This is a genomic window from Corallococcus sp. 4LFB, from assembly GCF_046520365.1.
Lineage (GTDB): Bacteria > Myxococcota > Myxococcia > Myxococcales > Myxococcaceae > Corallococcus > Corallococcus caeni.
In genome coordinates this window covers 1-12812 of record NZ_JBKGHJ010000239.1, presented here as the reverse complement: position 1 = coordinate 12812, position 12812 = coordinate 1, and the positions used below count along the sequence as shown (strand labels likewise).

Below are 12812 nucleotides of genomic sequence, written 5' to 3'. Positions count from 1 at the left end.
AGCCGCTCCAGCTCCACCTGCGCCTTGGCGGCCTCCGCCTCCTGCTCCCAGCGCAGCTGCTCCAGCTCACCCTGGGCGCGGTTGTACGCGAGCTGCCGCTCGCTCGTGAGCCGCGCCTCCTCCAGCCGCGCGTCCGTGGCCAGCGCCTCCAGGCGGGCCTGCTCCTTCAGTACCTGGGTCCGCGTGCGGACCTCCTCCTGCGCGCTCAGCTTCGCGAGCGCCACCTCGCGCTCCACGGACGTGCGCTCCGCCTGTTGCTGGCGCACCTGCTCCATCTTCGCCTGCGCGAGCCGGGCCTCCACCGCGAGCTGCTCCAGCCGCGCCTGCTCGTCCGTGGCCTGGGTGCGCTGGCGGACCTCCTCGCGGGCGGCGAGCTTCTGGAGGTTGAGCACGCGCTCGGCCTCCGTCTCCTCGCGCCGCACGAAGCGCTCCTTGGCCAGCTCCGCCTCGCGCGCCTGCCGCTCCTGTTCGCGGCGGAAGCGGGCCTGCATGTGCTCGAAGACGGCCGAGGACAGGACGCGCACGTCCTGGATTTCAATCGTGTCCAGCAGCACGCCCCAGCCGGCGTCGGTGCGGTCCTCCAGCCGGCCCCGCCCGGAGAGCACGGGGGCGATCTCCCGCATCAGCTCCTCCGCGATGCCCTCCTTGCGCCGGGTGAGGCACTCCTCCACGGAGAGGTTCGCCACCAGGCGCCGGGCCGCGCCCACGAACATCTCCCCGAGCAGCTCCGCCAGCTTCTCCTGCGCGCGCTCCGGGTAGCTGAAGTTGAGCATCCGGAAGGCAATCAGCGGATCCGCGATGCGGTACACCGCCAGCCCCGTCACCGCGACGCCCACCTTCTCGCTCGTCACCTGATCCGCGGTGAACTGGAGCCGCTGGATGCTGGTGGGCACGATGGCCACCGAGTCCCCCGGCAGCTTGAAGCAGCTGGCGCCCTGGCCGCTCACCTCGCGCACGCGCCCGCGGCGCATGTGGATGAGGAACTCGCTGGGCCGCGCGGTGATGAGCCCCCACTTCTTCACCTTGTCCGGGTCCTCCGCGGGCTTGCCCGCCCGCCACCCGCCCGAGTAGCGGGAGCGCTCCAGGCCCCCTCCAGGCGGATCAGCGACGGCCGCCCCATGTCCTGCTGCGTGTCCTGGGCGTGGTTCCGGGCCTGCGACTTCGCGTTGGCGCTCATGTGTTGGCACCCTCCGCGTCCGCTCCAGTGCAGGCGCCCGGCCACGTCCCCCGGGGCCACGAAACGGGCACTTATGGGCGCGCGAAGCGCCGTTTTGGACCACCCCGCTCCACCCCGGCGCGGCCGGAGTGCTCCACTCCGGAGGAGGGTTGAACCGGGCCGGCCCACCCGCGACCCGGTGCGTCGAACATAGGGGCCTCTCGCCTTATGTTCCCTTGACCCGAGGGGGGTCGATTTTATAATTGACCAGTCCGGTCCACATTCGTGTGGGCCCATGTAGACCCTGCCGCTGCGCGCGGACCCACCGCGTCGCCGGGGAGCGGAGGGACGTTCCACCCTCCCGCGTCACTTCTTTCAGAGGACTTCATGCTGAGCCTGCCCATCTACATGGACAACCACGCGACCACCCCGATGGACCCTCGGGTGCTGGAAGCCATGTTGCCCTACCTCCGCGAGGACTTCGGCAACGCGGCCAGCCGCAACCACGCGTTCGGCTGGAAGGCCGAGGCCGCGGTGGAGAAGGCGCGCCGGCAGGTGGCGGACCTCATCGGCGCGTCGGAGAAGGAGATCGTCTTCACCTCCGGCGCGACGGAGTCCGACAACCTGGCCATCAAGGGCGTCATCGAGTTCTACAAGTCCAAGGGCGACCACATCATCACCCTGAAGACCGAGCACAAGGCCGTGCTGGACACCTGCAAGCGCCTGGAGCGCGTGCGCCAGGAGCGGCTGGACGAGCTCAAGCTCCTGCGCCTGGGCCAGCTGGCCGAGCGCGACGTCTCCGCCGAGGAGCTTCCGGAGCTGTCCGCGAAGTTCAACATCGACGCGGACGAGACGTACAAGAAGTGGGCGGAGCTGCCCACGGGCGGCGCGCGCGTCACCTACCTGGACGTGGAGAAGGACGGCCGCGTGAGCCTGGAGAAGCTGGCCGCGGCGATGACGCCCAGGACGGTGCTCGTCTCCATCATGTTCGCCAACAACGAGATCGGCGTGGTCCAGCCGGTGGCGGAGATTGGCAGGCTGTGCCGTGAGAAGGGCGTCCTCTTCCACTGCGACGCGGTGCAGGGCGTGGGCAAGGTGCCCTTCGACGTGGAGGCCATGCAGGTGGACCTGGCCTCCATCAGCGCGCACAAGATGTACGGCCCCAAGGGCGTGGGCGCCCTCTACGTGCGCCGCAAGCCGCGCGTGCGCATCGCGCCCATGGTGGACGGCGGCGGCCACGAGCGCGGCATGCGCAGCGGCACCCTGAACGTGGCGTCCATCGTCGGCTTCGGCGCGGCGGCGGAGGTGGCGAAGAAGGACCTGCCGGAGGAGGCCGCGCGCCTGTTCCGCCTGCGCGAGCGGCTGCGCACCGGCATCATGGAGCAGCTGGACATGGTGACGGTGAACGGCAGCCTGGAGCACCGCATGCCGGGCAGCCTCAACATCTCCTTCTCCTACGTGGAGGGCGAGGCCCTGATGATGTCCATCAAGGACGTCGCGGTGTCCTCCGGCTCCGCATGCACCTCCGCCTCGCTGGAGCCCTCCTACGTGCTGCGCGCCCTGGGGGTCGAGGAGGACATGGCGCACAGCTCCATCCGCTTCGGCCTGGGCCGCTTCAACACGGAGGAGGAGGTCGACTTCGTCATCCGCCTCGTGGTGGACAAAGTCCGCAAGTTGCGAGACATGAGCCCCCTGTACGAGATGGCCAAGGAAGGCATCGACCTCAAGAGCATCGAGTGGACCGCCCACTAGGCGCTCCCCTCCCCTCAAGACTTCCCACCGGGCACGGGAGCCCCCGCCCGCCCGGCCGCGCATCGGTTGTCCCCGGTGCGCATCCGTTCAAGCGTTGTGCAGAAGGAGCGTGAGACGCATGGCTTACAGCGAGAAGGTCATCGAGCACTACGAGAACCCCCGCAACGTGGGGACGCTCGACAAGAACGACCCGAACGTCGGCACCGGCCTGGTGGGCGCGCCCGCTTGCGGTGACGTGATGCGGCTCCAGCTGAAGATCAGCGACGCGGGCGTCATCGAGGACGCGCGGTTCAAGACCTTCGGCTGCGGCTCCGCCATCGCGTCCAGCTCGCTCGTCACCGAGTGGGTGAAGGGCAAGACGGTGGATCAGGCCATGACCATCTCCAACAAGGACGTGGCCCGGGAGCTGGCGCTGCCCCCGGTGAAGATCCACTGCTCCGTGCTGGCCGAGGACGCCATCAAGGCGGCCATCGAAGACTTCAAGAAGAAGCGCGCGTCGCGGCAGGCGTAGCGTCAAGCAGCTGGCGGCACTTCTTCCAGGAACCGAGGACGACCCATGAACGAGCAGGCCCAGACGCCCCAGGCCCCTCAGACGCCCCCCAAGCCGGCCCCCAAGGGCATTGGCCTGGCGGACAGCGCGGTGGCGCGCCTCAAGCAGCTCCTGGCGGAGCGGCAGACGCCGGACGCCGGGCTGCGCATCGCCGTGAAGGGCGGCGGGTGCTCCGGCCTCCAGTACTCCATGGAGTGGTCGGAGAAGTCCCGCGAGCGAGACAAGGTGTTCGAGCGCGACGGCGTGCGCGTCTTCGTGGACCCCAAGAGCTACCTGTACCTCATCGGCACGGAGCTGGTGTTCGAGCAGACGCTGATGGCGTCCGGCTTCAAGCTGAACAACCCCAACGTCAAGGCCGCCTGCGGCTGCGGAGAGAGCTTCTCCGTCTAAAGCCTGCGCGGCCTTCCCGCCCGCCCTGTCGGTCAGGGAGCGGGCACCAGGGGTCCGGCCCGGCGCCGGGCCCCTTTTTCGTTTTCACCCCTGATTCCCCCGAGGACTCCCCCACCGTGAGGACCCACTTCGACGTGTTCGGGCTGCCCCGCTCCCACGCCGTGGACGTGCCGGCCCTGGAGAAGCAGTACCGGGAGCTGTCGCTCCAGCTGCACCCGGACCGCGTCGCCCCCGGTAACCCGAAGGAGCGCCTGGCCGCCGTGGAGGGCACCACCGCCCTCAACGAGGCCTTCAAGACGCTGAAGGACCCGGTGCGCCGCGCCTTCTACCTGCTCAAGCTCCACGGCGTGGACCTGGACCGCGAGGACGCGGGCGCCCAGAAGGACATGCCCCTGGCGTTCCTGGAGGAGGTCATGGAGCTGCGCGAGGCCCTGGACGACGCCATGGCGGCGAAGGACCTGCCGAAGGCCCAGGCCATGGCGAAGGACGTGGCGGGCCGCAAGGCGGCGGCGCTCCAGGAGGCCGTCGCGGCGCTCGGCGCGCTGGAGGGCGCGGGGGATTCGCCGGACGGGGTGAGAAAGGCATCGCACGCGCTGGGGCGGGTGCGCTACTTCACGCGCTTCCTCGAGCAGGTGGACGCGTTCGAGGAGGAGGTGCTCGCGTGAGCAACAACGGCTATCTGCAGATCCACGACCCGCTCAAGCCGAAGGGCCACGTGGTGGGCATCGACCTGGGCACCACGCACTCGCTGGTGGCGTCCGTGACGCAGGGCAAGCCCCGCTGTGTCCCCGTGGACGAGGGCGACTCACTGCTGCTGCCCTCCGTCGTGCACTACGGCAAGGACGGCGGCGTGGTGGTGGGCGCCCGCGCGCGCAGGCTCGCGGCCGAGGCCCCCACGGACACCATCGTGTCGGTGAAGCGCTTCATGGGCCGCAGCCCCGACGACCCGGAGACGCGCAAGCTGGGCCACTACGCCTTCGCGCCCGGCGCCAACGTGGTGCGCTTCGACGTGGCGGGTGGCCAGCCCGTGACGCCCATTGAAGTCTCCGGTGAAATCCTGCGCGCGCTCAAGCGCGCGCGGAGGCGCACTTCTCCGGCAAGGTGGAGCAGGCCGTCATCACCGTGCCCGCGTACTTCGACGACGCCCAGCGCCAGGCCACCCGCGACGCGGGGAAGCTCGCGGGCCTGGAGGTGCTGCGGCTGCTCAACGAGCCCACCGCCGCCGCGCTGGCGTACGGCCTGGACAAGGGCAGCCAGGGCATGTTCGCCGTCTATGACCTGGGCGGCGGCACATTCGACATCTCCATCCTCAAGCTGGAGGACGGCGTCTTCGAGGTGAAGTCCACCGGCGGCGATTCGGCCCTGGGCGGTGACGACTTCGACCGCGCCATCGCGCAGCACGTGCTCCAGAAGCAGGGCGTGCAGGCCCCCTCCCCCGCGCAGGTGGCGGAGCTGATGGCCGCCGCTCGCAAGGCGAAGGAGGCGCTCACCGACGCTGCGGAGGTGACGCTCAGCGTGGAGGGCCATTCCCAGCCGGTGTCCCGCGCGGACTTCGAGGCGTGGATCCAGCCGCTGGTGGCGAAGACGGGCGCGGTGTGCCGGCGGGCCCTGAAGGACGCGGGCGTGGCGGCGGGCGAGCTGGACGGCGTCATCCTGGTGGGCGGCTCCACGCGCGTGCCCGCGGTGCGCCGCTTCGTGGCGGAGCTGTTCGGCCGCGAGCCCCTGGGCGACATCGATCCGGATCAGGTCGTGGCGCTGGGCGCCGCGGTGCAGGCCAGCCTGCTCACCGACACCGGCCGCGAGGACGAGGTGCTGCTGCTGGACGTCATCCCCCTGTCGCTGGGCCTGGAGACGATGGGCGGCATCACGGAGAAGCTCATCCCCCGCAACTCCACCATCCCCACGGCGGCGGCGCAGGTGTTCACCACGTTCAAGGACGGCCAGACGGGCCTGGACGTGCACGTGGTGCAGGGCGAGCGGGAGCTGGTGCAGGACAACCGCAGCCTCGCGCGCTTCACGCTCTCCGGCATCCCCTCCATGACGGCCGGCATGGCCCGCGTGGAGGTCCGCTTCCAGGTGGACGCGGACGGCATCCTGTCCGTCACCGCGAAGGAGCAGACCACCGGTGCCGCGCAGGCCATCACCGTGAAGCCCAGCCACGGCCTGACGGAGGAGGAGATTGAAAAGATGCTCCTCGACTCCATCGACTTCGCGGAGGACGACATCCAGGCCCGCCAGCTGCGCGAGCAGCAGGTGGAGGCCGAGCGCGTCCTCTCCGAGGCCGACCGCCAGCTGCGCGAGAACGCGGCCCTGCTGGAGGCCGGCGAGCCGGAGGCCATCCAGGCCGCCATGGCCCGCGTGCGCGAGGCCGCGCAGGGCAAGGACTACCTGGCCGTGAAGGAGGCCCTGCACGCGCTGGACGAGGCGTCCCGGGGCTTCATCGAACGGGTCATGAACCGCGCCATCACCCAGGTGGTGTCCGGCCATTCCGTGGAGGAGTACTGAGCCGTGCCCAAGGTCACCTTCAAGAGCCCCCTGGCCGAGGTCGCCGTGGACGTGCCCCCGGGCACCACCCTGCTGGACGCCGCGGAGAAGGGCGAGGCCCAGGTGGGCCACAGCTGCGGCGGCGTGTGCGGGTGCTCCACCTGCCACGTCTGGGTCCGCAAGGGCCTGGACTCGCTGAGCGAGCAGCGGGACGACGAGATGGACCGCCTGGACATGGGCTTCGACGTCCGGCCGTACTCCCGCCTGTCCTGCCAGACGGAGGTGGGCGCCGAGGACGTCACGGTGGAGATCACCGAGGAGTCCCTGGTCGCCTTCATGGACGAGAACCCGGCCATCCGCCGGCAGCTCGAGTCCGAGGGCCGCTGGCCCCTGAAGAAGTAGGCTGAAAAAGGGTGCTTGACCGGGCCGGGGAGGTTCTTTATACGTCTCGCCCATCGCGGCGCCGCAAGGCACCGCGAGCCACCTGCCCAGGTGGTGGAATTGGTAGACACACTAGATTCAGGGTCTAGCGCCTGCAAGGGCATGGAGGTTCGAGTCCTCTCCTGGGCATGAAGTAAAAAGAAGGGCCCCGACCACAAGTCGGGGCCCTTTTTGTTTTCAGGCCCTGCCCTCCTCGCGGGCTTCAGGGCGGCGCGGGCTCCACCGCCTCATGCGCCACGTGGTGCGCGGCGGCGTTGGCCAGCCGGCCGCCCTTGCGCAGGTCGCGGATCCGCAGCTTGGAGCGGTGCACGGACCACGCGCCCACGGCCACCTGGCTGATGACGGTGCCCAGGTGGGTGAGCGTGGCGAAGGCCGCCGCGTCCTCCGGGCTGGAGCCCAGCGAGCGCGCCGCCCAGCTCGTCACGAAGTAGTAGATGCCCATGCCCGCCGGGACGCCGGGCAGCGCCTGCCCCAGGGAGATGGCGCCCAGCACGACGGCGCCCGCGAAGAGGCCCCCGGGGATGCGCACGCCGCGCAGCGCCAGGCCGTACGCCAGCGCGGAGGCGAACACCGGGAAGATGGAGAAGAAGAACACCCTCGCCATGCCCGTGAAGGAGCGCGCGGTGCCCAGGCCCTCGCCCACGTGGCTGAGGAAGCTGTCCACGCGGGGCATGGTGTGGCGCTGGTGCAGCCAGCGGCCCAGCGGCGCCGCCCAGTGGGCCAGCAGCACCACCAGGGCCACCAGGCCGATGCACAGCGACACCGCCACCTCCATCTCCGTGCGGAAGTGGGCCATGGTCTCACCGAAGGGGCCCAGGAAGGACAGGGCCACCAGCAGCATCAGACAGGCGAACTCCATCAGCTTGCACACGCCCACGGAGCCCAGGCTCCGGATGAAGGGCAGCTTGTGCGTGCGCGACAGGAGGAAGGAGCGCGTCACCTCCCCCAGCTTCCCCGGCAGCGCGTTGTGCACGAAGACGCCAATGCCCACCAGGTGGAAGCGGTCGCGGAACGGGATGGGCTTGCGCAGCGTGGCCTGCCACTGCACCGCCCTCAGCGGCACGAGCGACGCCTGCAGCAGCATGAACGGCACCAGCCACACCAGGTGCCCCGGCAGGTCCCGGACGAACTTTCCCAGAGGGAAGCGCGGAATCAGCAGGGCCCCCGGCCCGTGCAGGTTCCACTTGAAGAACGCGGTGGAGAGCAGGAGCACGGACAGGACCAGTCCCACCACCCCGCCCAGCACCTTGAGCCACGTGCGTCCACCGGCGTTGGGAAGCCGCATGGTCCTCCCCTTCGTCATGGTCAATGCACAATCCGCGGTGAGCCGGTGTCCAGGTAGGCCTCCGCCAGCCGCTCGTGCAGCCGCGCGCAGTGGCTGAGGCCGGACAGGTCCACCGGGCCGTTGGCGGGCCACATCACCAGGCTGTCGGACTCCACGCGCGTGAGGCCGCCGTGCGAGCCGAACTCCCACGCGAAGCCCACCGTGCCGCCCTTCTGGACGGCCTCGCCGAAGAGGACCAGGTCCCCCGCGGTGTCCATGCGCGGCAGCCCGTGGAGGAAGTCCGCCACGGCGCGCCGGCTGTACTCGGTGGTGAGCGGCGCGCGGTCCAGGTCCGCCGCGCCGTAGACGCCCCCGCCCATCACCACCACCGCCTCCGCGCCCCGGCGCAGCGCCACCATGCCGATGTCCGGGTTGTTCGTCGCCCGCGCCAGCACCTCCGGGTGCCGCGCCAGCAGCTCGCGCGCCTCCAGCGGCGCGGGCCGTCCGCTCAGGTACACGTGGGCGAAGTTGCCGGCCTCCACCACCACGGGGAGGAAGGGCTCGCGCGCGGCGGTGTCCGGGGCCGGGGGCGCGCGGCCCTCCAGCAGGCCCCGGCGCACGTCGTCGCGCAGCGGCGGTACTTCCCCCTGGAAGAGGACGGCCTCCAGGCGCCGGCCCTGGCGCTGCTCCAGGGGCAGGCTGTCCACGTGGCCGTGGTCGGACAGGAGGATGACGTCGTAGGGCTCCGGCGCGGCGCGGGCCACGGCGAACAGCTCCGCCAGCGACGCGTCGACCCGGTAGAGCTCCTGCATCGCCAGCTCCGAGCGCGGGCCCCGGCGGTGCGCCACCTCATCGTAGTTGCCGTAGACCAGGTAGATGAGCGGCACGCCGCGCACCATGTCCACCAGGGACTTGGTGTGCGCGAAGCTCCAGCCCAACCGCTGGAGGAGGATGCGGCTCACGAGGAAGCCCTGCTCGTGGCGCCAGTCGTTGACGGCGCGCGCCCACTGGCGCACCTCGCGCACGGCCTGCCAGGACTCCATGCCGAAGGAGCGCAGGAAGTCCCATGCGCCCTTCGTGCGCGCGGACCCCAGGCCCTGCATCTCGTACGCGAACGAGCGCGCCATGAGCTTGAAGCTGGACAGCGTGCTCATGCACATGCGGTTCATGGCGCCCGCGTGGAAGAGCGAGAAGTAGGTGTGCCCGCCGTGATCCAAGAGGCTCGTGCGGCCGTGGCCGCGCAGGCGCGCGTCGATGGCCATCGCGTCGCCCGGCGTGTTCATCTGCACCTTGCGGCCGAGCGCGCGGTCGTACCAGCTGTAGCCCGGCAGGTTGGGGTGCTGCAGCCCGTAGAGCAGCCCCGCCTGGAAGAAGGGCGTGGACGTGGGCGCGCCCCAGAACGCGTTCTCCAGGTGATACGCGCCAGAGCGGACGAGCTGTGCGGCAAAGGGCATCCGCCCGGTGACAATGGCCTCGTCGAGCAGCGCCTTGGGCACCCCGTCCAGGTGGACGAGCAGAGCGTTCCGGGGCCGACGCGCCGCCACGGGCGGAACTTTCGAACCAATCCTCCGGACGAGGGTATTCGCCCAATTTCGTGAATTCTCGCTGACAAGCCCGCTGAGACTTTCGCGCACGTTGACGGCTCCCCCATCCCCCGAGGCAAAATGGGCATTCAGGGGGACAGGAGCTTCCGAGGCCGCGCTGCTCTCTTGGAGAGCAGGCGGGCGGAATGGGTTCCTGTCCCGGGCTGGAATCGATGCGCCCCCTCGGGGCTTCACGGGGTTTCGATGCTGGCTCCAGTCCTCTTCCTGTTCTTCATGCTGCTGTCGCTGAGCGCCATGGCGACGGGCCGCACCGCGCCCGGCCTCTCGCCGGTGAAGCACACGCCGACGATGGACGGCATCGCCCTGCCGCTGCTGTCGTTCAGCTCGGACCAGGGCTTCGGCTATGGCGCCGTGGGCGGCATGTACCTCTACGGCGAGGGCAAGACGCCCTATGCGCATGCCCTGGCCGCGCAGGTGTTCTTCACCGCGCGCGGCGCCATGAATCATTACCTCCGCTACGACGGGCCGCAGTTGCTGGGGCCCCTGCGGCTGGAGGGACGGCTGGAGTACCGCCAGGAGAAGAGCAGCCCCTTCTTCGGCGCGGGCAACCTGTCCGCCCCGGACTTCCGGGGTGACGTGGACGACCAGAAGTACAACTACGACAAGGGCTCGCCGGGCCTCTGGGTGCGGCTGCGCGGGCGGCCCTTCGGTGAGAAGCACCCGTTCCAGTCGTACGTGGGCTACGGCTGGCGCTACACCCGCGTGTCACCCTACGAGACGTCCATCCTGGCGCAGGAGCGGCCCATCGGCATCGAGGGCGGGCCCAGCGGGCAGCTCCTCGCGGGCGCGCTCTGGGACACGCGCGACGACGAGTCCGACCCGACGTCCGGTGGCGTGGAGGAGGTGGCGCTGCGCGTGTCGGGCCTGGCCACCTTCAGCCGCTACCAGTACGCGGGCGTGACGCTGAGCGAGCGCCGCTACCTGCGCATCACGCCGCGGCTCGTCTTCGCGCAGCGGCTCACGCTGGACATGCTGTTCGGCGAGGTGCCGTTCTTCGAGTGGATGACGACGGGCGGCGTCAACGTGTCCGAGGGCATTGGCGGCATGAGCAGCGTGCGCGGCATCGAGCGCAACCGCTTCGCCGGCAACGTGAAGGCCTTCAGCAACTCCGAGCTGCGCTTCCAGGCCGCGCGGATGACCTTCTTCGGGCAGCCGCTGGCGCTGGGCGCGGTGGTGTTCCTGGACCTGGGCCGCGTGTGGCATCCGGGCGTGGCGGACGGCAAGTGGCATGAGTGGCACCCGGGCATCGGCGGCGGCCTGCGCTTCTCGCGCCGCGCGGCCGTGGTGCGCATGGACTACGCGCGCTCCACCGAGACGGGCCGTCAGCGCTTCTACATCACGTTCGGTCACATGTTCTAACGGCGGGCCGGGCGCGCGCCGCGCTGTTTTCAGGTGAGCGCGTCCACCCAGCCGCGAAGCCGCGCATCCGCCTGTGCTTCGCCGCGCACGCCGGGCTCCACGTCCAGCGTCAGCGTGAGGAAGCCGCGCGACTCCAGGCCCTGGCGCAGCGCCTCGCGCGCCTCCGCGTCCGGGGCGAAGAGGATGCAGCCGTCGCCGCCGCCCGCGCCGGAGAGCTTGCCCGCGCAGTGGTAGGACGCGGCGATGGCCAGCACGCGGCGCATGCCCTCGGTCTCCAGCGGGCCCAGCTCCAGGAGCAGCGCGTGCTGGGCCTTCACGGCCTCGGAGAACGCGCGGAAGTCGCCGCCGCCCAGGCCGTCTTCAATCGCATGGCCCAGCGCGTCCGAGCGCTCCACGAAGGTCTTGCGGCCGGCTTCCGCGAGCCGGGCCTCCACCTGGTCGATGAGGAGCTTCGTGGACGCGCTCTCGCCGGTGAAGGCGTAGAGCATGGACACGCGCGGCACGGGCATGCGCCAGAGGTCCACGGGAGGAGACTCAGCGAGCGCGGCGTTGAAGCGGCCGGTGTTGGCGGCGCTCGCGAGCGCGGTGATGTCGTAGCGCCGGTAGCGCACGGCACCGCCCGCGAAGCTCGTGGCCACGTCGCCGCCGCTGCCCTTGCCGCCCTGCCCCAGCGTGTGCGCGGTGAGCGCGAGCTTCAGCACGTCGAACTTCTCTTCCAGCACGTAGCGCGCGGCCTCCGCGGCGAGCACCGTCGCGGAGGCGCTGCCGCCGATGCCCAGCTTGTGGCCGCCCGGACCCAGCGCGCCCGGCGCCACCGCGACATCGAAGCCCACGCTCGCGCGGCCGTGCGCGCGCAGGGCCTCATCCAGCGTGCGGGCGACGAAGGAGAAGCCGGCGGGCACGTCGCGGTCCCACTTCACGCCCGGGCCGGTGGTGAGTCCCTGGAGGGTCCCCTCCTCCAGGCAGATGTGCACGCGCGAGTCCTGACGCCTGCGCACGTAGGCGGCCGTGCGCGGCGCCACCGCGGCCAGGCGCGACACGCCGCCCCACAGCACGGCGTACTCGCCGGAGATGAACAGCTTGCCCGGGGCGGAGAGCGCTCGGTCCATCCGTGTGTCACCTCGTGCATGCGCGGCGGGCCGTGCTCCGGCCCGGCACATGCGTTGGAATCACTCCACCAGGAGCAGCGAGCGAAACGCCGTCAGAACAGGTGCTCGGAGAGCAGCGTCGCGTCTCCGCCGGGCACGCAGCGCACCACGTCCACGGCGCCGCAGGCGCGGGCCAGGGCCTCCGCCGCGACCTCGTGGGCCGCGTCCGTCAGCAGCACCGGGTTCGGGCCCGCGTCGAGCGTGAACCACACCGGCACGCCCTTCTTGCGCTGCTCGCGCAGGTGCTGGATGAGCCCCAGCGTCGAGGAGTTCAGGTAGCAGAGCGGCGGATCCGCCGCGAGGGAGGTGCAGTGCATCCGCCACGCGTTGCGCTCGCACAGCTCGCCCAGCGCCTCCAGGTCCTTCCTCGCGATGAGCTCGCGGGCGCGGGGCACCTCCTCCTCCGCGTCCTTCACCCACGCCGGGTAGTAGGGGCTGGTCTCCACCGTGCTCTTCATCCCGTCCCGCGACTTCACCTCCTTCTCGCCGCGGTCGAGGATGGCCACCACCATGCGCAGGTCCGCCCAGTGCCCCGCGTCGAAGCGCTGGAGGGCGTAGCTGTCCTCGCCGTCCGCGCGCTCACCGCGCTGCCACTCGCAGAAGCCGCCCTGCACGCTGCGGCACGCGGAGCCGCTGCCCCCGCCGCGCCAGGATGCTGGACGCC

The 12812-nt window shown here is 70.8% G+C and carries 11 protein-coding genes, 1 tRNA gene and 1 pseudogene; 8 read left to right on the top strand and 5 right to left on the bottom strand.

Features of this window, described 5'->3' with window-relative positions; all coding sequences use genetic code 11:
- Window positions 1-1022: SPFH domain-containing protein (locus tag ACLEQD_RS23890; protein ID WP_410387019.1), on the bottom strand; the 1022-nt coding region annotated here is incomplete at its 3' end.
- Window positions 1023-1546: 524 nt separating this feature from the next.
- Between ACLEQD_RS23890 and ACLEQD_RS23885 the strand changes: the two genes are divergently transcribed.
- The 7 genes and pseudogenes from ACLEQD_RS23885 to ACLEQD_RS23855 all read left to right on the top strand — a co-directional run bounded on the left by ACLEQD_RS23885 (window position 1547) and on the right by ACLEQD_RS23855 (window position 6902).
- Window positions 1547-2908 (top strand): IscS subfamily cysteine desulfurase, encoded by a 1362-nt coding sequence (locus ACLEQD_RS23885; RefSeq protein WP_253894967.1) that lies wholly within the window; start codon window positions 1547-1549, stop codon window positions 2906-2908.
- A 118-nt stretch (window positions 2909-3026) separates the two neighbouring features.
- On the top strand, window positions 3027-3419 hold the full coding sequence (iscU, locus tag ACLEQD_RS23880) for a Fe-S cluster assembly scaffold IscU (protein WP_120524272.1): 393 nt from the start codon (window positions 3027-3029) through the stop codon (window positions 3417-3419).
- Window positions 3420-3464: 45 nt separating this feature from the next.
- Window positions 3465-3848: a HesB/IscA family protein gene (locus ACLEQD_RS23875; RefSeq protein ID WP_410387016.1), complete on the top strand. Its 384-nt coding sequence runs from the start codon at window positions 3465-3467 to the stop codon at window positions 3846-3848.
- Between the two features lie 116 nt (window positions 3849-3964).
- Entirely contained in the window at window positions 3965-4513 is a 549-nt protein-coding gene (gene hscB, locus ACLEQD_RS23870) for a Fe-S protein assembly co-chaperone HscB (RefSeq protein ID WP_120524287.1), read from the top strand.
- Window positions 4510-6353: pseudogene (gene hscA / locus ACLEQD_RS23865) on the top strand (Fe-S protein assembly chaperone HscA). The gene hscB and the pseudogene hscA overlap by 4 nt, the downstream one beginning before the upstream one ends.
- 3 nt (window positions 6354-6356) lie before the next feature.
- Window positions 6357-6734, top strand: coding sequence for a 2Fe-2S iron-sulfur cluster-binding protein (locus ACLEQD_RS23860; RefSeq protein ID WP_171412945.1), 378 nt, complete (start codon window positions 6357-6359; stop codon window positions 6732-6734).
- 84 nt (window positions 6735-6818) lie between these two features.
- Window positions 6819-6902, top strand: a tRNA-Leu gene (locus ACLEQD_RS23855).
- 73 nt (window positions 6903-6975) lie between these two features.
- Here the strand turns inward: ACLEQD_RS23855 and ACLEQD_RS23850 are convergent.
- Together ACLEQD_RS23850 and ACLEQD_RS23845 are read right to left on the bottom strand one after the other, a co-directional pair.
- The gene (locus ACLEQD_RS23850; protein ID WP_410387014.1) at window positions 6976-8058 is read right to left on the bottom strand and encodes a lysylphosphatidylglycerol synthase transmembrane domain-containing protein; all 1083 of its coding nucleotides are present in this window, start codon (window positions 8056-8058) and stop codon (window positions 6976-6978) included.
- A 20-nt stretch (window positions 8059-8078) separates the two neighbouring features.
- Window positions 8079-9581 (bottom strand): alkaline phosphatase family protein, encoded by a 1503-nt coding sequence (locus ACLEQD_RS23845; protein ID WP_410387012.1) that lies wholly within the window; start codon window positions 9579-9581, stop codon window positions 8079-8081.
- Window positions 9582-9824: 243 nt separating this feature from the next.
- Here ACLEQD_RS23845 and omp85 point away from each other — a divergent pair, with 243 nt between their 5' ends.
- Complete coding sequence (gene omp85 / locus ACLEQD_RS23840; protein ID WP_410387010.1) at window positions 9825-11000, top strand: Omp85 family outer membrane protein; 1176 nt, start codon at window positions 9825-9827, stop codon at window positions 10998-11000.
- 29 nt (window positions 11001-11029) lie between these two features.
- On the opposite strand, the gene ACLEQD_RS23835 is transcribed toward omp85, so the two are convergent.
- Window positions 11030-12109 (bottom strand): mevalonate kinase, encoded by a 1080-nt coding sequence (locus tag ACLEQD_RS23835; RefSeq protein WP_410387008.1) that lies wholly within the window; start codon window positions 12107-12109, stop codon window positions 11030-11032.
- Between the two features lie 92 nt (window positions 12110-12201).
- The coding region (locus ACLEQD_RS23830; RefSeq protein WP_410387006.1) for a diphosphomevalonate/mevalonate 3,5-bisphosphate decarboxylase family protein at window positions 12202-12812 on the bottom strand (611 nt) is incomplete at its 5' end.

Bases quoted from the DNA above. Each gene is read 5' to 3' on its own strand.
- iscU (WP_120524272.1), top strand. From the start codon at position 3,027: ATGGCTTACAGCGAGAAGGTCATCGAGCACTACGAGAACCCCCGCAAC.
- ACLEQD_RS23875 (WP_410387016.1), top strand. From the start codon at position 3,465: ATGAACGAGCAGGCCCAGACGCCCCAGGCCCCTCAGACGCCCCCCAAG.
- ACLEQD_RS23850 (WP_410387014.1), bottom strand. From the start codon at position 8,058: ATGCGGCTTCCCAACGCCGGTGGACGCACGTGGCTCAAGGTGCTGGGC.
- omp85 (WP_410387010.1), top strand. From the start codon at position 9,825: ATGCTGGCTCCAGTCCTCTTCCTGTTCTTCATGCTGCTGTCGCTGAGC.
- ACLEQD_RS23835 (WP_410387008.1), bottom strand. From the start codon at position 12,109: ATGGACCGAGCGCTCTCCGCCCCGGGCAAGCTGTTCATCTCCGGCGAG.